Source organism: Acinetobacter sp. ANC_7588, assembly GCF_056783995.1.
Genome location: NZ_JBWYIU010000009.1, coordinates 129,562 through 149,952 on the forward strand (window position 1 = coordinate 129,562; position 20,391 = coordinate 149,952).

Annotated in this window: 18 protein-coding genes; 1 reads left to right on the forward strand and 17 read right to left on the reverse strand. The window is 42.1% G+C overall.

Annotation, left to right across the window (positions count from 1 at the left end; genetic code table 11):
• Positions 1-13: 13 nt before the first annotated feature.
• The 15 genes from AC1M9J_RS10095 to ndhC all read right to left on the reverse strand — a co-directional run bounded on the left by AC1M9J_RS10095 (position 14) and on the right by ndhC (position 17,015).
• Positions 14-1,003 (reverse strand): hypothetical protein, encoded by a 990-nt coding sequence (locus AC1M9J_RS10095; protein WP_481591595.1) that lies wholly within the window; start codon positions 1,001-1,003, stop codon positions 14-16.
• A 118-nt stretch (positions 1,004-1,121) separates the two neighbouring features.
• A complete protein-coding gene (gene upp / locus AC1M9J_RS10100; protein WP_035267277.1) occupies positions 1,122-1,757 on the reverse strand; it encodes a uracil phosphoribosyltransferase in 636 nt (211 codons plus the stop codon).
• Positions 1,758-1,889: 132 nt separating this feature from the next.
• Complete coding sequence (gene nuoN / locus AC1M9J_RS10105) at positions 1,890-3,446, reverse strand: NADH-quinone oxidoreductase subunit NuoN (RefSeq protein WP_035267275.1); 1,557 nt, start codon at positions 3,444-3,446, stop codon at positions 1,890-1,892.
• A 3-nt stretch (positions 3,447-3,449) separates the two neighbouring features.
• Complete coding sequence (nuoM, locus tag AC1M9J_RS10110) at positions 3,450-5,069, reverse strand: NADH-quinone oxidoreductase subunit M (RefSeq protein WP_092766950.1); 1,620 nt, start codon at positions 5,067-5,069, stop codon at positions 3,450-3,452.
• Position 5,070: 1 nt separating this feature from the next.
• The gene (gene nuoL, locus AC1M9J_RS10115) at positions 5,071-6,966 is read right to left on the reverse strand and encodes an NADH-quinone oxidoreductase subunit L (protein WP_092766949.1); all 1,896 of its coding nucleotides are present in this window, start codon (positions 6,964-6,966) and stop codon (positions 5,071-5,073) included.
• Positions 6,963-7,271 carry an NADH-quinone oxidoreductase subunit NuoK gene (gene nuoK, locus AC1M9J_RS10120; RefSeq protein ID WP_004695395.1) on the reverse strand — a complete coding sequence of 103 codons (309 nt, stop codon included), beginning with the start codon at positions 7,269-7,271 and terminating at the stop codon, positions 6,963-6,965. Before nuoK ends, nuoL begins: the two co-directional genes overlap by 4 nt.
• Positions 7,271-7,789, reverse strand: coding sequence for an NADH-quinone oxidoreductase subunit J (nuoJ, locus tag AC1M9J_RS10125; protein ID WP_171076777.1), 519 nt, complete (start codon positions 7,787-7,789; stop codon positions 7,271-7,273). Before nuoJ ends, nuoK begins: the two co-directional genes overlap by 1 nt.
• Positions 7,789-8,331, reverse strand: a complete 543-nt coding sequence (nuoI, locus tag AC1M9J_RS10130; RefSeq protein WP_035267267.1) for an NADH-quinone oxidoreductase subunit NuoI — start codon at positions 8,329-8,331, stop codon at positions 7,789-7,791. Before nuoI ends, nuoJ begins: the two co-directional genes overlap by 1 nt.
• 18 nt (positions 8,332-8,349) lie before the next feature.
• Entirely contained in the window at positions 8,350-9,360 is a 1,011-nt protein-coding gene (gene nuoH, locus AC1M9J_RS10135) for an NADH-quinone oxidoreductase subunit NuoH (RefSeq protein ID WP_035267266.1), read from the reverse strand.
• 3 nt (positions 9,361-9,363) lie between these two features.
• Entirely contained in the window at positions 9,364-12,042 is a 2,679-nt protein-coding gene (nuoG, locus tag AC1M9J_RS10140; protein ID WP_481952257.1) for an NADH-quinone oxidoreductase subunit NuoG, read from the reverse strand.
• 11 nt (positions 12,043-12,053) lie between these two features.
• Positions 12,054-13,385 carry an NADH-quinone oxidoreductase subunit NuoF gene (gene nuoF, locus AC1M9J_RS10145; protein ID WP_035267262.1) on the reverse strand — a complete coding sequence of 444 codons (1,332 nt, stop codon included), beginning with the start codon at positions 13,383-13,385 and terminating at the stop codon, positions 12,054-12,056.
• Entirely contained in the window at positions 13,382-13,891 is a 510-nt protein-coding gene (nuoE, locus tag AC1M9J_RS10150) for an NADH-quinone oxidoreductase subunit NuoE (protein ID WP_035267260.1), read from the reverse strand. The genes nuoF and nuoE overlap by 4 nt, the downstream gene beginning before the upstream one ends.
• Before the next feature lie 12 nt (positions 13,892-13,903).
• On the reverse strand, positions 13,904-15,691 hold the full coding sequence (nuoC, locus tag AC1M9J_RS10155; protein WP_035267259.1) for an NADH-quinone oxidoreductase subunit C/D: 1,788 nt from the start codon (positions 15,689-15,691) through the stop codon (positions 13,904-13,906).
• Positions 15,692-15,779: 88 nt separating this feature from the next.
• Positions 15,780-16,460, reverse strand: a complete 681-nt coding sequence (locus AC1M9J_RS10160) for a NuoB/complex I 20 kDa subunit family protein (RefSeq protein ID WP_035267257.1) — start codon at positions 16,458-16,460, stop codon at positions 15,780-15,782.
• Positions 16,461-16,466: 6 nt separating this feature from the next.
• Complete coding sequence (gene ndhC / locus AC1M9J_RS10165; protein WP_035267255.1) at positions 16,467-17,015, reverse strand: NADH-quinone oxidoreductase subunit A; 549 nt, start codon at positions 17,013-17,015, stop codon at positions 16,467-16,469.
• 469 nt (positions 17,016-17,484) lie between these two features.
• Between ndhC and AC1M9J_RS10170 the strand changes: the two genes are divergently transcribed.
• Positions 17,485-17,841, forward strand: coding sequence for a hypothetical protein (locus tag AC1M9J_RS10170; RefSeq protein WP_481952258.1), 357 nt, complete (start codon positions 17,485-17,487; stop codon positions 17,839-17,841).
• Positions 17,842-17,895: 54 nt separating this feature from the next.
• Here AC1M9J_RS10170 and bfmS read toward each other — a convergent pair whose 3' ends face one another.
• Positions 17,896-19,545: a sensor histidine kinase BfmS gene (gene bfmS, locus AC1M9J_RS10175; protein ID WP_092766946.1), complete on the reverse strand. Its 1,650-nt coding sequence runs from the start codon at positions 19,543-19,545 to the stop codon at positions 17,896-17,898.
• Positions 19,546-19,592: 47 nt separating this feature from the next.
• On the reverse strand, positions 19,593-20,309 hold the full coding sequence (bfmR, locus tag AC1M9J_RS10180; RefSeq protein ID WP_035267251.1) for a response regulator transcription factor BfmR: 717 nt from the start codon (positions 20,307-20,309) through the stop codon (positions 19,593-19,595).
• Positions 20,310-20,391 lie beyond the last annotated feature (82 nt).

Genomic DNA, 20,391 nt, shown 5'->3' on the forward strand with positions numbered 1-20,391 from the left:
ATTGGAGCTTTTTTTATTTCTCAGCTTCTTTCTTTTGTTCTTTGATAATGTGTTCTTGTTCTACCGCATAAATTTTTGCTTTTGCGTCTTGCTCTTCTCTGTATTGCTCATATTTTTGAAATCCCCAAACACCCAGATTAATGAACACTAAAATAGGGACAATACTTGCAAATATCCATGGATTAAATTGCTTGTTTGGATCTTTTATCTTCTTGGCTTTTTTCTTTGATTTTTTATCAGCTCCGAATTCATCAACACGCGAACTCGTAATGAATTTTTGCGCATTAAATTTTAATTGAAAATGCGTTTTAACATCAGGGAGTTCTTTACGTACAACTTTTGGTGGGCGCCCTTTTGCATGGGTTGGCTCGGGTAGATGATCATCTACGTTCTCTTCAGGCGCACTCTCATTCAAAGGTTGAACTTTCGTAAGTGGTACGACAGCTGACTCATCTAAGACTGGCACACGGCGACTTGGCTTTGATTCGAGCATTTCTTTAATTTGCTCTTCCTCAAGAGGTTCACCTAAGGAAATTTTAGATACTGGATCTGAAACTTGATCTGCATGATGTTCAGCACCAGAACCATCCAACACGATTGATTCTTTACTCAGTGTATTAAAATTTAGTTCAAAATCTTGGATTTGTGTTTGTGAGTCAAGCGTACTTTCCTGATCTGCAAGACGCTTTTCGATCAGCTCATCTAGCTCTTGTTCAAACTTCTTAGACTCACCTTCTAAATCTTCGTGCGCACGATAAAAAAGTTGATTCAAGGGTTGTTCGACGCGTGCATGTTTATTGTCTAACCGCACGATAAATTTTGCATGACGTTGGTCGTCTTTATCGACCACGATACATTTCACACGCTCACCAATTTGAGGCGCGATACTGGAATTTGCCATGTCATTCAATACGAAATGTACATCAAAATCATGATCATTGATTTTGATAATTCCTGCTTTCAATGCAGGGTCGTACGAATGTAAAACACCCCTGTAAAACATGTTATTTCCCCAGCATAAAAAAGATTGATTCTTAGTAATTAGTTTTTTTAAATTTATCGTTGAATCAAAATCTTAATAAAAAAGGAGGCCTTAGCCTCCTCTATAATTTAATCAAATTTTAATCTTTTTGTACAGAACCAAAAATTTTATCGCCAGCGTCCCCAAGACCCGGAACGATATAACCATTCTCGTTTAAACCGTTATCCACAGCTGCTGTAAAAATGACAACATCTGGATGTGCTTCTTCCACACGTTTAATGCCTTCTGGTGCTGCAACCAAAACCATCACTCGGATATCTTTACAACCACTCGCTTTAAGGACATCAATAGCAGCAACCAATGATGATCCAGTCGCAAGCATTGGATCAATAATCATCGCTATACGGTTTTGTACGTCAGGTACCAATTTCTTATAGTATGTACGTGCTTCTAATGTTTCCTCATCACGCTCTAAACCAAGAACAGAAACTTTTGCACTTGGAATAAGATTTAAGAAACCATCAAGCATACCAATGCCAGCACGTAAAATTGGTACAACAGTAATTTTTTTACCTGCAATACGCTGTGTTGTCACCGGGCCATTCCAGCCATTAATTTCGTGATCTACAACAGGTAAATCTTTGGTTGCTTCATAAGTCAGTAACATTGTGACTTCTTGCGCTAACTCACGGAAGTTCTTCGTGCTGATATCTGCACGGCGTAATAAACCTAATTTATGACGAATGAGCGGATGACGAATTTCTTGGATTGGCACGGGAGAACACCTGAAGCATAAATGTAAATTCTGTCTATTATAAATGTTTTTAATATAAGAAATAAGAAAAGCCCTCAATGAATGAGGGCTTTTTTTGTTAACAACAATAGTTTTTTTAGATTAATCGATCAACTATTGAAGAACGATATGTAATGGCGCGATCAATTGTGCTTGATTTGCCATCGCAATGACTGGATCTGGATATACACCGATTACAAGCACTGCAAGCGCAGCAAGCAATACCATAATACCACCCACTTTTTGACCCCAATGTTTATCAGCATCAATACGTGGTGTGTCTGGTGGCGTCATATACATGACGATCATGACACGTAGGTAATAGTATAGACCAATACCAGAACCCACAATGATCATCGCAGCGAAGAACCAATGTGCTTCAGACACAACTGTCATGATCAGCATGAATTTACCGATGAAGCCTGCAGTTAACGGAATACCTGCAAGAGATAGCATCATCACAGTCAGTGTTGCCGTCAATACTGGACGACGCCAGAATAGACCACGGTAGTCTGCAAGTGATTCTGCTTCGTCATTGTTGTTGTATGGGCTAGACATCAACGCTACAGCACCAAACGCACCAATCGTCGTTAATACATACGTTAATACATATAAACTTACTGACGTTAAGCTTAAGAAAGATGTCGTAACAACAGCAAGGAATAAGTAACCAAAATGCGCAATTGACGAGTATGCCAAAATACGTTTTAAGTTCACTTGTTTCACTGCAAGCATGTTACCAATCAAGATTGATAACACTGCAATGACGATCAAAATCGTTTTGATCGATTCGATACCAATTACACCTGAAGACAGTAAGTAACGTACGAATAAACCAATCATTGCAACTTTAGCTACAGTAGCAAGGAATGTTGCAATTGGTGCTGGAGCACCTGCATACACATCTGGCGTCCATTTATGGAATGGCGCTAAAGACAATTTAAATGCAACAGCTGCGATGATTAAACCAAGACCTAAGATTCCAAATACAGTGGTAAGTTTCTCACCAAATTGAGGAATATAAGCTTGCAGCGCCATCATCAATTGAGGATCTTGAGACTTAGTTAACGCCCAGAACATATCATCCACTTGACCCGCAAATGATAATGACCCTAGAACTGAGTAAACATAAGCCATACCCATCAACAACATTGCAGAAGCAGTTGCTGAAAGTACAAGATATTTAATACCCGCTTCGAGTGACTTACCGCGTTGGTAGGTATAAGCAATCAGACCGTACACTGGAATCGACATTAACTCTAAGCTAATGAAGAATGATGCAAAGTGTGAACTTGTTACCATTAACATTGCCCCTGAAACAGAGATCAACATTAATAGATAAAGTTCTTCACGATTATCTTTATAGGTTTCGATATATGCATGTGACAGTGTGCAACAAGCCAATGCAGCAATCAAAATAATCACTTGATAGAACAGACCAAAAGCATCAACCATAAATAGGTTCATGACATTTGGTGAGATCTGAGAACCTGTAAACAACGTGAATAGAATATTCAACAATGCAAGGTTAAGACCGATAACAGATACTGTCGCAATCAAATTATGATTACGTTTGATTGCAGTCAAAATCATTACGATGATTGCTGTTAAAGCAACAATCATCACAGGAGCTAATGGCATTAGCTCAGAAAATGATAGTGTGAAGTTCATGACTTATTGCATCTCCACATTTTCGAGTTGAGTTGTGGCTTGTTCAACCACTTCAACTACTTCTTGTACTGGAATGTAGCTATTCGCAATCCAAGCCAAACTTGATTCTGAAATATCAAGGAAGCTTTGTGGATACAAACCAAGCCATAACAGACCGAACGCACAAATTAACAAAATACCAAGCTCACGCGCATTAAGATCTTTTAATGGGTTCGCATAGTGTTGTTTTTGCTCTTCGTTTGGCACACCAAATAACGCTTTATGAATCAGGATTAAACCATATAGACCCGCAAATACTAAGCTGATCGCAGCAATAATCGTGAATGTAGGGAATTGAGCAAATGCACCCATCAAGATGAGGAACTCACCAATGAAGTTACCTAAGCCAGGGATACCTACAAGCGCAGCAATAAAGAACATCAAGAAGAATGGTAAATACTGGAATTGACCACGAATACCACCCATCAAGCGTAAATCACGTGTGTGAAGACGCTCATACACTTGACCACACATAATGAATAATGCTGCTGACGATAAACCGTGAGCCAACATCATGACCATCAGACCTTGGAAGGTCAGGATGTTACCTGCGTAGATTGCAAGTAAAACAAAGCCCATGTGTGAAATCGACGTATATGCCAACAAACGTTTCATATCGGTTTGCTGGAAAGCACACCAAGCACCGTAGAAGATACCGATTAAACCGAAAATGATTGCTACATCAGCAAACTGCGCTGAAGCAACTGGGAAGAATGGAATGACGAAACGAAGTAAACCGTAAGCCGCTGTCTTAATTAAGATACCCGCAAGGTCTACAGAACCTGCTGTAGGTGCTTGTGCGTGCGCGTCTGGTAACCAACCATGCAATGGGAAAACAGGAAGTTTGACTGCAAAACCAATAAACAAACAAATCATAAATGCAAAGGCAATTGATGACGTTTGTGGGTTAGCATCCAATGTATTCGCAACAGCGAGTAAATGGTTATAACTGAAGCTGATTGTATCTGTCATCATGAAACCGTAGATCACAAGACCTAAGATACCAATCAACATGATCAGACCAGCCACCTGCGTGTAAATAAAGAATTTAGTCGCAGCGTAAACACGAGATTTACCAGAAGCACCTTTGTGGCCCCAGAGTGCAATCAAGAAGTAGATTGGAACGAGCATCATCTCCCAGAAGAAGAAGAACAAGAACAAATCAACAGCCAAGAATACACCGATCACGCCACCTAAAGACCATAAAAGGTTTAAGTGGAAGAAACCAACGTTCTTCTGAATTTCACCCCAAGAACAGCCAACCGCCAATACACCTAGTAAAGCAGTTAAACCGACCATTAGAAGTGAAAGACCATCCACCGCTAAGTGGATGTTAATGCCAAGGGTTTGAATCCAAGGTACATAGAACTCTGCAGACCAAGTCGGTACAGTTTCACCAATTTGGTAGCTGTAGGTACCTGATTGCCATAAAGCAACGGTCATGCCCAAAGTAATGAGCATACCCACAAGTGCGATATAACGTGGTAGGTGTTGATCTAATTTATCAACGACCCAACAAATAAAACCAGCAATGAACGGAATGAGGATCAGCGCGGGTAAATACCAGTTATTGATGTTTTCCATCTTATTTCCCCACGATCTGAGTCACGATCAGAATCATGATAATCACCACGATACCGAACGCCATGCTCGATGCGTACTCACGCAAAGAACCTGTTTGACGTGAACTAGTGAAGCTATGACCACCTTTAACAATCGCTGGCAATACAAGCCATACGCCATCAATCGGGTCACGACCAATCATTTTTGCAATAAATAAGTAAGGTTTTACAAACACGAGGTCATATAACGCATCGAAACCAAGCGCATTACGACAGATATTTGCAAGTCCAGCACCCAATGAAGTGCGAGCAAAACCTTGAACTGCTTTATAAGCAAAAGCAAATAAGACAACACCAACCGCTAAACCAGCAAGTGCGATTGCAATAGCGACATATTCTGCACCATGCGCACCAGCTTCTAGCGCTTCAGGAATAACAAATGCAGGGATTTGTGCTGCATCAAGAATACTCATGACTGGCGCTTTAAGTACGATTGCCAAACCTGTAGAAAGGACAGCAAGAATCGCTAAAGGAGCCCAGTAAGTTGCACCTTTGATTTCGTGATATGGCGTTTTCTCTTCGCCAAAGAACACAATCCAAATTAAACGGAACGTGTAGATTGACGTTAAGAATGCACCAGCAACACCGACCCAATACAATGTATTGAATACAGGTAAGCCTGCGATATGACTTTGTGTCCACACAGCCGCCAAGATTGCATCTTTTGAGAAGAAACCAATCGTTAAGAATGGAATCGCTGCTAAGGCACCGCCACCGATCGCGAAACAAGCAAATAAGAATTTATTACGCTTGAACAAACCACCCATTTTGAAAATGTTTTGTTCGTGATGGTATGCAAGAATCACCGCACCTGATGACAAGAACAACAACGCTTTGAAGAATGCGTGAGTGAGCATGTGGAACAAGCCTGCTTGGTATGCTTCAGCACCTACAGCCATAAACATATAACCGAGCTGACTCATTGTAGAGTAAGCAAGAATACGTTTGATGTCTGTTTGAACCAGTGCAGCAAAACCTGCAACTAATAATGTTACCGCACCTGTGATTGAGATAAACACCATGACTTCTGGTGCCATTTCAAATACAGAGAACATACGGCAGCATAGGTAAACACCTGCTGTTACCATTGTTGCAGCATGGATTAATGCAGATACTGGTGTAGGACCCGCCATCGCGTCTGCTAACCATGTTTGTAATGGGATCTGCGCAGATTTACCTGCAGCACCCAAGAACAACATTAATGCAGTCCAAATGGTTAACGATGAGCTTTGTGTCATTACCACAGGCGCAGCAGCAACGATTTCAGCAATATTCAATGTTCCAAATTGTTGGAAAATTAAGAATAATGCGATGAGTAAGAAAACGTCACCAATACGTGTCACGGTGAATGCTTTAATTGCAGCAGCACCATTTGCTGGATTTTGGTAGTAATAACCAATCAGCAAGTATGAGCACAGACCAACACCTTCCCAACCTAAGAATAACAACGCAAGGTTGTCACCCAACACAAGCAATAACATGCTTGCTACGAATAAGTTGAAGTAAGAGAAGAAACGTGCAAAGTCTTCTTCACCACGCATATACCATGATGCAAAGATATGAATTAAGAAACCCACACCCGTAATCATGCCAAGCATAAGTAAAGATAAACCATCTAAGTGCAAGCTAATACCTGGCTCAAAACCACCCACACTGAACCAAGTCCAAAGGTGAGTCACTTGAGATGTTTCACCGCTGTTGATGAAATTCATACCAGCCAATAATGCACATAGTGCTGAAAGACCAACTGAACCCACACCAATAATGGCAGCTACAATTTCAGGAAGCTTATTACGCCCTGCCGCTAAAAGGATAAAACCAATGAGCGGAAATAATATGGTTAATGCTAATAAACTCATCCGCGCATCTCACTAGCAGCATCTACATCCAAATGATGGAAGCGATGATAGAACTGAAGGACGATCGCAAGCCCGATACACGCTTCTGCCGCAGCAAGCGTTAAGATCAAGATAAACATGATCTGACCATCTGGTTGCACCCATGCACTACCAGCAAGGACAAATGCAAGCGCAGCTGCATTCATCATGATCTCAAGGCTCATTAACATAAATAGAAGGTTGCGTCGCACCATTACACCGTAGAAACCGAGTGCAAAAAGAATGGTTGCAACAATCAAACCATGCTCTAAAGGGATATTACCCATTATTCTTTTTCCTCTTCTGCACTTGGTTCACGTTTGCCTAAGTGGAATGCAGCAACTAACGCAGCAAGCAATAACATTGCGGCAACTTCAACCAATAATAAATATTGTGTAAAGAGTGCTTGACCAACTTCTTTAGGGCCTACAACTTCTGTACCCATTAAAGGACCAGAAATGCTGTGCTCTGAAGTCATTGTCCAAACTAAAACTAGACCCATTAAAAAGCTCATCAATGCAGGGTAAGCCCAAGCATCAGATGTTAACCATTTACGTTCTTGTTCAACAGTTTGAGAACCAAGGTTCAACATCATCACAACGAAGACGAAAAGAACCATAATGGCACCAGCGTAAACAATAATCTCAAGTGCACCTGCAAATGGTGCACCAACTATCATGAACATACCAGCAACTGCAAGTAACGAAACGATTAAGCTTAAAAGTGCGTGTACTGGATTCGCATTAGTCACAACACGAACCGTAGAAACGATGGCCACAAGTGCCATCAAATAAAATGGCCACATCATGGTAATAAGCTCCGTACATCGACAGGTGCGCTTTCACGCTGAGCCTGACCTTTGTCTTTACCAGCTACAGCCATACCAGTTACACGGTAGAAGTTATAGTCTGGATATTTACCAGGACCAGAAATGAGCAAGTTTTCTTTCTCATAAACTAAGTCTTGACGAACGTATTCACTGAGTTCGAAATCAGGTGTCATCTGAATAGCAGTTGTAGGACATGCTTCTTCACACATACCGCAGAAAATACAACGAGAGAAGTTGATACGGAAAAATTCCGGATACCAACGACCATCTTCTTTTTCAGCTTTCTGTAATGAAATACAGCCAACAGGGCAAGCTACAGCACACAAGTTACAAGCTACACAACGCTCTTCACCATCTGGGTCACGTGTCAATACGATACGGCCACGGAATCGTGGTGGAACGATTTCTTCAGCTTTAACTTCAGGGTATAAAATAGTGTCACGTTTACGTGTTGCGTGGCTAAATACCATCCACAACGAACGTACAATTGACCCAAACCCAGCTAGAATTTTATACATAATGTTCTCCCTGCTGTCCTAGGCCTGATTCATCAAAATCACAGCACCAGTCACCAACAAGTTGACCAACGCTAAAGGCAAACAAATCTTCCAACCAAAGTTCATCACTTGGTCATAACGTGGACGCATTAATGAACCACGTGCCAAGACAAACATCATCACAAAGAATGCTGTTTTAATCATGAACCAGAATGCTGGAGGTAGGAAATCTAGACCAAATGGTGCTAACCAACCACCGAAGAATAAGGTTACGATCAAAGCTGAGATCAGGACAACATTGACGTATTCCGCAACGAAGAACATCCCCCACTTCATACCACCATATTCGACATGGTAACCTTCCGCCAATTCTTGTTCCGCTTCTGGTTGGTCAAATGGATGACGATGCGTTACCGCAACACCTGCAACCACGAAGATGAGGAAACCTAAGAATTGTGGAATGACAAACCATACATCTTTTTGAGCTTCTACGATTTCACGCATGTTGAATGAGCCTGCAATTGCAACCACACCCATCAACGAAATACCTAAGAAGACCTCATAAGAAATCGTTTGCGCTGCTGAACGAAGACCACCGAGTAATGCATATTTGTTGTTTGATGACCAACCACCAAATAAAACTGCATACACTGCAATACCCGCCATTGCCATAAAGAACAATAGACCGATACTCATGTCTGCAACACCTAAATAAGGTGATACAGGGATAACCATGAACGATAACACCGCAGTTGCCATTGCAACTGCTGGAGCTAAACGGAAAGTCAATTTATCTGCAAACTTTGGTGTCCAGTCTTCTTTGAACATGATTTTCAGCATGTCGGCAACAATCTGGAACATCCCCCCAGGACCTACACGGTTTGGACCGTAACGGTCTTGCCATAAGCCAAGTAAACGACGCTCAATGAAAGACATCAACGCAGCAATCAAAACTACAACGAGCAAGATCACAATCGCTTGAACTACAGAGTAGGCAATTGGCCAGTTCTCAGCCCAAAGCGGCGTTTGACGGATTAATTCTTGTTCCATGAATTATGCTCCTACCGCGACTGATACAGGCTCAGCTAACGATACCGTTGGCGCGAGACCAATTGGGTAACCAATATAACCTGTAGGTAAATATTCAATGACTTGAACAGGAAGAACGATCGAAGCCTCACCTGCTTTCACAGTAATGTTTTGGCCATCTTTCACATTCAAGCGCGCTGCATCTTGTTCACCCACTGCAAATACCGCTTCTGGAATACGAGACTCCATTGCAGGTGTTTTCACTGTGAATTCACCAGATCCAAAAATATGATGCATTGGAACAAGGCGGAAACTCTCAGCATTTACAAGAACTGGTGCTGGTGCAACGTATGTGCGTGCTGGTAATTTCGCAAGGCGATCAAATAAACGAATACCTGAATCACCACCTTTTAAAGAACCGCCCACTGATTCTTGGAACTTATTCCAAGCTTGTGGCGAGTTCCAACCTGCTGACCATGCAAATGGAACTAACGCTGACGGCGTTTGGTTCCCGACATAACCTTCCATAGAGAATGTTAATGCAGAGTCTTGATCAGTTGGTTGTTTAGGCTCATGGATAGATAACGGCGCACGAAGTGAAGTACGACCAGAGTAACGACGTGGTTCACGTGCCACTTTAAGACCATGGACACGGAATCCTGCATCTGGTGCTACATCTTGAATGGCTTCAAGCGCAGGTACATTCTTGGCAACTGATTCGATGACATCATCAAGCACAGTCCAAGAAATTGCTTTGCCTTTCACGCCAGTTTCAATGGCATGTAACCAACGCCAAGATTCTTTGATCGCAAGTTCTGGTTTGTAGTAACTTGGGTCATACACTTGATAGAAACGTTGTGCACGGCCTTCTTGAGATACCACAGTACCGTCACCTTCAGCAAAGCTCGCTGCAGAAAGAACGATATTCGCTCTTTTCACCGTTTCAGTTTCTGAATGGTCAAGCACGATCACGTCTTTACCAGACAAAGCAGCATCTACTTGCACTGCAGGTAAACGACGATAAAGGTCGTTTTCTACAATCACGACAGTGTCATAGTCTTGTGCAAATGCTTGCTCAAGGCTGTTACCGCCAAAGATTGCTAAGCCCATTGAGTTCACTTCAGGAACAGTCAAAGTTAGACCCGCATTACCCAGATTCTGTGCAACTTGTGCAGCAGCTTCCATAATTGCAGCTTCTTGCAAGCTTGTACCAGAGATAATCAATGGTTTTTTTGCAGCTTTTAAAGTGTCAGCAATGGTTTGAGCAAATGCTTTTGCATCTTCTTCTAAACCGGTAATACTTTCACCTTTCACCGCCGCAGCAACAGCAAAACCTAAACGTGCGATATCATTTGGAGAAGCAACGACTTCACCAGTAGCTACGTCAGATAAACGTGTTTGAGTCGCAGCCAAGATATAAATTGGTGATTTTTCGTCTTGAGCAATACGTTGTACTGGTTCAGCCAACCATTCTTGTGTACGGCGTTCTGCAGCCATTTCTTTGGCTTTGTTTTTCGCAGCTTGACGTACAGACAATGCCATACGTGGTGCAGTTTGAGTTAAATCTTCACCGAGAATTAAGACAGCATCGTAACTTTCAATTTCACGCATACCTGGGTTATATACACCCTCGGTTTGCATAATTGATGCAGCAAGTTCAACCAAGTTTTGCTCTTTTTGAGACATACCTGTTGAATAGTTTGCTTGTCCAACCAATTCACGAAGCGCAAAGTTAGACTCAAGAGATGCACGTGGAGAACCAATACCCAATACTTTTTTGCCTTGGATTTTCTCAATCACGGTGTCTAACGCTGTATCAACTGAAACAGTCTCTACATTGCTACCTGAACGGAATTGCGGTTGACGTGGACGGTCTTCACGGTTCACATAACCCGTACCGAAACGGCCTTTATCGCACAGGAAGTATTGGTTGACTTCACCGTTAAAACGGTTTTCTACACGGCGTAATTCACCATAACGCTCACCCGGAGAGATGTTACAACCTGAAGAACAGCCTTGGCAGACGCTTGGCGCATACTGCATGTCCCATTTACGGTTATAACGTGCAGAGTGTGTTTTGTCTGTGAATACGCCCGTCGGACATACTTCAGTTAAGTTACCCGAGAACTCAGACTCTAAAGTACCTGATTCTGGACGACCAAAATAAACACGTGAAGCGTTTGCATACACACCGAAGTCTGTACCACCTGCGTAGTCTTTATAGTAACGAACACAACGGTAACATGCGATACAACGGTTCATCTCGTGTGCAATGAACGAACCAAGTTCTTGGTTGTAATGCGTACGTTTCGTGAAACGGTAACGACGACGGTCATGTTGTGTCATCACAGTCATATCTTGGAGGTGACAGTGACCACCTTCCTCACAGACTGGACAGTCATGTGGGTGGTTCGTCATCAAGAATTCAACAATAGACGCACGGAAATCTTTTGCTTCTTTGTCTTCAATCGAGATGTAGGTATTGTCAGCTGCAGGTGTCATACATGACATAACTAAACGACCGCGAGTATCTTCTGGATTCGCGTATTGAGTTACAGCACATTGACGGCAAGAACCGACAGAACCTAAGGATGGATGCCAACAAAAGTACGGGATATCAATACCCAAAGACAAGCATGCTTGTAGCAAGTTCTCTGAGCCATTGACTTCATACGATTTGCCATCGACATGAATTGTAGCCATAGTCGAATTCCTTAAGCTTGTTCTACGTTGCTAACTTGAGCAGCGGCATTCACCACTTTCGCTTCAAATTCGCCACGGAAATATTTGAGTGCACCCATGAGTGGTTCCATAGCACCAGGAGCGTGAGCACAGAAAGTCTTACCAATCCAAAGCTTACGTGTAAGCTCTTGCAAATGATCGATGTCTTCTTTCTTGCCTGTACCATCTTCAAGTGCTTTAAGCGCTTTCACCGCCCAAGGTAAACCATCACGACATGGTGTACAGAAACCACATGATTCACGCGCAAAGAATTCTTCTAAGTTACGTGTTGCTGAAACCATACATTGAGTTTCATCAACCACCATGAGCAAACACGTACCTAAACGCGAACCTGCTTTCATGATGCTTTCCGCATCCATTGGAAGATCGATGTGTTCAGCTGCTAAAAAGTCAGTTGATGCACCACCTGGTAACCACGCTTTAAGCTTTAAGCCATCACGCATACCACCCGCATGTTCTTCAATCACTTCACGTGCAGTTGTACCGAATGGAAGCTCCCAAAGACCAGGGAATTTCACTTTACCTGATGCACCATAAATTTTAGTGCCTGGATCTTTCGACTTACCTGCAGATAAATTGATATACCACTCAGGACCACGCAGCATAATGGCTGGCAAGTTATTGTAGGTCTCTACGTTGTTCACAATCGTAGGACGACCCCAAGCACCTGCAACTTGTGGGAATGGTGGTTTTGTACGTGGATTTGCACGGCGACCTTCAAGCGAGTTGATCAATGCAGTTTCTTCACCACAGATATAACGACCCGCACCAGTGTGCACATGTAGTTCAAAATTCCAGCCAGAACCAAGGATGTTTTCACCCAAGTAACCTTTGGCACGAATTTGCTCTAAAGCTTGGTTCAAATACTTCGCAGCTTCGATGTATTCACCACGGATAAAAATATAACCATGGGTTGCTTCAAGTGTATAACCTGCAATTAACATCCCTTCGATCAATTGATGAGGAAGCTTTTCCATCAACAAACGGTCTTTGAATGTACCTGGTTCCATCTCATCGGCATTACAAATCAAGTAACGAGGACCTGAATTGTCATTTGGCGCCATGAGCGACCATTTAATCCCTGCAGGGAAACCAGCACCACCACGACCTTTCACAGTCGCTGCTTTAATGATTTCCAATACATCTTTAGGCGGCATTGTGAGTGCTTTCTTGAAACCCTCATACCCTTCAAGAGATTCATAGTCTTCTACACTATGAACAAATTCTTGCTTGCTCAAACGCCATGTTAATGGGTGAGTTTCTGGGTTACCGTCGCCATAAATCGGTTTTGGTTCAGTATTCATACATACTTCTCCAATAACTGTTTCACTGAAGAAACTTCTACTAGGCCGTGAGTATCTTCATTAATCATCAAGGTTGGACCCTTATCACAGTTTCCTAAACAGCAAATCGGGAGCAAAGTAAAACGACCATCAGCAGTCGTTTGACCAAATGAAATCCCGAGTTCGCGTTGGAATGCTTCTGCTAAAGTTTCTGCACCCATCAAGAAGCAAGCAATAGAATCACAAAGCAAAATTACGTTGCGACCTACTGGCTGGCGGTAAATACGGTTATAGAATGTTGCCACACCTTCCAAATCAGCAAGGCTCATTGACAACATCTGCGCAATCGCATTCATTTGCGCATCATCCACCCAACCATTACGACGTTGAACACATTTAAGTGCATCTAAACATGCCGCACGTGGGTATGGGTAATGACCAATGTGATGCTCGATTTCGTGGATTTCTTCCGCAGTTAAAATCCCTTCGACATTCACACGTGGCTTTTTATCAGTCAAAATCATCATAATGCGTACCCCTTAGCGATCCACGTCAGCCATTACGACATCAATCGTCGCTAAATAAATGATTAAGTCAGATACAAGACTGCCGTTAATTACAGAAGGAATTTGCTGTAAGTGCGTGAAGGTTGGTGTACGAATACGGGTACGGTAACTCATCGTTGACTTGTCTGAAGTCAAGTAGTAGTTCGATGCACCTTTTACCACTTCCGCCATAACAGATGCTTCACCTGCTGGCATGACAGGACCCCATGACACGCTTAAGAAGTGCGTAATCAAAGTTTCAATGTCTTGTAGTGTCTTATCTTTCGGTGGTGGAACAGCCAATGGGTGATCCGCTTTATAAGGACCAGATGGCATGTTATCCAAGCACTGCTTGATGATTTTTAAAGATTGTTCGATTTCACGGTAGTGAACGATCACACGTGCATATGCATCGCCTTCGTATTCTACAGGCACTTCGAAGTCGTAATTTTCATAACCGCTATATGGACGATATTTACGTACGTCAAAATCAATACCTGTTGCACGTAAACCTGTACCTGTTACACCCCATGCCAATGCAGATTTTGCATCGTATTGCGCAACATTACGGGTACGACCTTCAAATACCGAGTTTTTAAGTGCTGCAGTATGATATTCCTTCAAACGTTTAGGCATCCAATCCAAAATTTCACGGATCAAATGTTGCCAGTTGTTTGGAAGATCGTGTGCAGTACCACCGATACGGAACCATGCTGGGTGCATACGGTAACCCGTGATTGCTTCAATCGCGTCATAGATCTTTTGACGATCGGCGAACATATAGAATACTGGGGTCATACCGCCGGCATCCTGAATCGCTGTACCGATATAAAGCAAGTGGTTATTAATACGGAATAGTTCCGACATCATGACACGAATACATTGCGCACGTTCTGGCACAGTGATCCCTGCCATCTGCTCCACACCCATCACATAAGGCATGTTTTGCGCACAACCACCTAAGTAGTCAACACGGTCAGTATACGGAATGAATGAATGCCAAGTTTGACGTTCAGCCATCTTTTCCACACCACGGTGGTGATAACCGATATCAGGCACACAGTCTTTCACTTCTTCGCCATCTAACTGCAAGATCACACGGAATGCACCATGCGCAGATGGATGGTTAGGACCCAAGTTCAAGAACATGAAGTCTTCATCAGCATTACCGCGTTTTAGACCCCAATCTTCAGGTACAAAACGTAAATGCTCTTGTTCGAAATCTTGTTTCGCTTGGTTCTGACGATAAGGTGTGTATTCAGTCGCACGTGCAGAATATTCTTTACGCAACGGATGACCTTCCCAATACGTTGGCAATAAAATACGACGGAGCATTGGATGCCCTTCGAAGTTAATGCCGAACATATCGTAAGCTTCACGTTCGTACCAGTTGGCATTTGGCCAAATGTTGGTTGCTGTTGGAATATTGAGATCAGACTCATTCAACGCAACTTTAATACGAATATCCGTATTACGCTCTAGTGACAACAAGTGATAGAACACAGTGAAGTCAGACGCAGGTAACCCATCGCGGTGAGTACGTAAACGCTCATCTACCGCTGACAAGTCAAACAACATCACGTAAGGACGTGACACTGTACGCAAGAACATTAATACGTCTTGTACACGTGAGCGCTCAACCCAGACTGTTGGAAAGTCTTCAAAAGTCGTTTGCACGTAGAAATTCTCACCAAACTTGGTTTTGAGCTCTTCTACAATTGCAAATGCTGGGCGTGAATCAACTGGAGTTGATTCTGGCATAGCAATGTCAGTTTCAGCCATTGGCTTGGCTTCCTATTTAATACAAATTCATTCAACCAAAACGACAATTACACCCAAGCGGGTGCATCAATATTATTTGCCGTTAAGATTATTTAATTTCATCCATAGAGCGTAAGTGTTTTACTGCAATACGTTCAGCATTCTTACGGTCACGTTCAGGCTGCATCTTTGGCTTATAAACTGGCTTAAGATCATCACCGATCACCGCAGAAAGCGGACGACGCTCTAATTGAATTTGGTCTTGCAATAACATCAACGCTTGGATTAATGCTTCAGGACGCGGTGGGCAACCTGGAATATACACATCCACTGGAATGATTTTATCGACACCTTGTACAACCGAGTAAATGTCATACATACCGCCAGAGTTTGCGCATGCACCCATTGAGATCACCCATTTAGGTTCTAACATTTGCTCATAAAGGCGTTGAATTACAGGTGCCATCTTGACGAAGCATGTACCCGCAACAATCATCAAGTCCGCTTGACGTGGTGAAGCACGAATTACTTCGGCACCAAAACGTGACAAGTCATGCACGCCTGTTAAAGTCGTTGCATACTCTACGTAGCAGCAAGATGTACCAAAGTTGAACGGCCAAACTGAGTTTTTACGACCCCAGTTTACTGCTGTATGCGCCAAATCCTCTAAACGAGTCATGAACACATTCTTATTCACTTCTTCTTGTAGAAGCGGATCTTCTACAACGATACGCTCTTGAAGTGGATACTGATCAGCATCCGGATTCGCACGGGTTAATGTATATTTCATCCCGTATTACTCCTTATCAGATGATGTAGTCGTTGGCGAAGCTTTTACACGACCAGATGATTGCGCTGGAATTTGACCTGTAGGGTCAACCACCAACTCCTCAATTGAGTTGAAGCGAGTAATTTCTGCGAGATCCATATTTGGCGAACCAATTTTAGGTTTAATCCCTGCTGCTTTACGCTTATCAGATGGCGCCCAATTTAATGCACCAGTAGACAACTCATAAATCAAGCCAACGAGTAAAACTAAAATAAATACAGCTGCTGCTGCAAAACCGATCCAACCCACTTCACGAACTGACGCAGCCCATGCATAGAGATAGAGCGCTTCTAAGTCAAACACAACGAAGAAGATTGCAACCAAATAGAATTTTGCAGATAGACGAATTCGTGCTCCACCAGCACTAACTACGCCTGACTCGAACTGCTCTTGCTTAGCACGTCCCCACGATTTACCCCCTAGGAGTAGCGGGACAGTGAGCATAAAGACGCATAAAAATGTAACGCCGATCACGAAGGCAATTATTGCCCAATCGTATGGAGTAATGGCACTCATGCGGGGATAACTCCTGGCAGGCCTATTTATTAACAAAGAATGTATGTATTGGCCTTCAAATACACCAAACACAAAATTAATCCCGCCAATTGTACCTGATTTATGATTTCTGTTGCTAGCCAATCCCTCTAAGTCTTTAGGATGAATTTTGCCCTTTTTCCAGATTTGATGGTGATTAAAGTCAATAAAACCTTATTTAATCGCAGAAAGTTATCAAGGTGATAATACTGATTATTTTTTCCGAATAATCATTCAAAAAATTCAAGCGGCCTCAATCCACCCACTATTACTTTCTTAGTTTTACCATTCGTGTTAGGTTAGCTTTTTTTGCACCAATATGGCTCAATTATTTTTGATTTATTCTATTTTAAAAGTTTTAAATTTTAATTGCTTACAATGTTTTAATTAACTTTATACAAATCGTGCTGATTTTCGTTATATGCTCAATTAAATAATAAGGAGAAGATCTATGAGTCTAGAATTCACACACAAACCTAACTATTTTTTATTTGCTCAGTTGATCGTCCATCATTTAGACAGCTATATCAAAAAACATCCTGATGCAACGAATGCTATTTTTGATTTACGCGATATTTATCAAATTTTCCGCCAAGACCTCGCCTCTACAACCACTAATCTTGATGCTATTCTCAACATCGCAGATGAATATACAGTTAAGACCATTCACGGGGATCAAAAACTGATTAGCAATTATCATATTGATGCAACCAATAACAGTTTACTGATCGATTTCAATGCCGATGCCTTAAATGCACTTAAACAAGGAAAACGCATCATTGAACCGAATGCCAATAATTACCAATAAAAAGCAATATAAAATATAAAAAAAGCGCTTAATCGCGCTTTTTTAATTCTTGCTTTATTCTGATGTTTGACTGGTTTGAACAATCTTCTTCTTTTTAAATCTTTTAGCTGGCCATTGCATAGTAAATCGTGCACCGCCCATTTTAGGACTTTGATCCACTTGAATCGAACCGCCAAACCAATAAGCGATTCGACTTACAATAGACAAGCCTAAACCATATCCGCCTGAGGCACGTGTACGACTATCATCCAAGCGAGCAAAAGCTTCAAAGACTCGCTTACGATCCTCTTCTGGAATCCCCGGACCATCATCTTCAACTGAAATATACGCCATTCCCTGAGCATCAATTCCACCAGTGATCAGCACTGTATCATCGCAGTATCGGATCGCATTTCCGACTAAGTTTTGTACTACACGATGTAAATAACGGCGTTCAGCATCCACCACCAAAGCTTGTGATGGCAAATGTAATTGAATATTTTTATTGGTTTTTAATGCTTTAGTTTCAATAGCGACTTGCTCAAGCACTTCGTATAGTCGAATTTCCTCAAAATCAATAGAAGGCATGCCTTGCTCAAGCTTAGCATAGGTCATGATTTCATCAATGAGGGTATTTAAAGCCTCAATGTCTTTATCAATCATTTCTACTTGTTGCTGACGATACTCATAATCCTCTTCATCAACCAACATTTCCATACCAAAGCGAATACGTGCTACTGGCGTTCGCAGCTCATGTGATACAGCTCTCATTAACTCTCGCTGAGCTTCGATCAAACGCTGTATATGATCTGACATACTGTTATAGCTGGCTGCCAAATGTGCTAACTCATCATATCCTTCGACAGGAACGCGAACGGACATATCCCCTTTTTGCATAACATTTAAGGCTGAGTTAACTTGCTTCAACTTGCGTTGCATTGGGACAATCAGACCATACACACCAAGCGACAAAATAAACATACTCAGCAAAGTAATCCCTGCCGCCAATTGGAATGGCATCCAATTGAACATTGGCACTGGTCCCATCACCAATACGTCACCAGACGAATTCGTCATTGGAGAAATGACAGAAATCGTAGTACCACGAATGCTAGCGCTATCCTGATACAGGATAACCCCTTGATCCGCACGTAAACGACCAATTTGCTCGGAATCTAAATTGAGATCAGAAAGATTTTGAATGCTTAAATCATAAGAAAAGTGTTGCTTAATTTTTGCAAGATATTCCCTTTCCTGCCCTGGATAATAAACCAAGTATTCCCATACAAAGATTGGCAAGGCCTTCATTTGACGCTCACCAATATTATCCACTTTCACATAAAGTAAATGCTCAGGGTCATCTATTAAACCAATAATGACATAAGCAATACTTTCTTTGGCGTCATACCGCACCACTGCTTTGCGCTTTTCTAAACGATATTTTTCGGTGCGTGAAAGTTCGACTTTATCAGATTCTAGATAATAGATTGGAAGTTCGAGCAAATCAGATGCATCTGATATCCAATCCATTCTTTGTTGCATGGTTTGTTGTCTTGAAACACCCTCGCTAATGACGTACGAAATCCCATCAGTCAATGACTCACGGTATTCCTGCGCGCGTTGATAGTTGATGATTTGCACAAGCAAATAACCAAATATGGCAACCAGCACCACCAAAATGACGAGACCTGCGTAGATACGCAGGAATATACTGTGTTTAGACACTAAGGTATGACCTTCTGAGGAGTGAGGGCATTACCGCGGGGATGTGATTACATCCCGTTGGTTTCTTTAACGAATAAATATCCTTTACTACGCACGGTTTTAATACGTTTAGGATTTTCAGGATCATCACCAATTTTTGGACGGATACGAGAAATACGAACATCAATTGAGCGGTCTTGACCATCATATTCAATACCACGTAGACGCTCAAAAATGTCTTCACGTGAAAGGATACGACCAGCATTAGATGCCAACAACCATAATAAGTCATATTCTGCACTTGTGAAATCTACAAGCTCACCGTTTAAGGTTACAGAACGACCACCATTATCAATCACTAAATCATCAAATTCGATACGTTGAGCAACTTCATCCTCTGGTGTTTTGTCTGTACGACGAAGCAAAGCACGAATACGCGCTAATAGAACGCGTGGCTGAACTGGTTTCGCAACATAATCGTCTGCCCCCATTTCAAGACCCAATACTTGATCCATGTCTTCAGTACGAGCAGTCAACATTAAAATCGGTTGATGATAATGTGGACGAACCTCACGACAAACAGTTAGACCATCAGCACCAGGAAGCATAACATCCAGCACCACCATATCCGGTTGCTCTGCGATAATACGACGGATTGCACGATTACCGTCTGGTTCTACCCCAACTTCTAATCCATTACGAATTAAATACTCTTGCGTTAAACGCGCAAGACGCTCGTCATCTTCAACGATCAAAATCTTTGGTAACTTTTCTTCTTGGCTCATAGAATGCCCCTATATTGTTACGATATCTGCTGATTAAACTTCACAGATTTACATCGATATGTTTTGCAATATACACACGTTT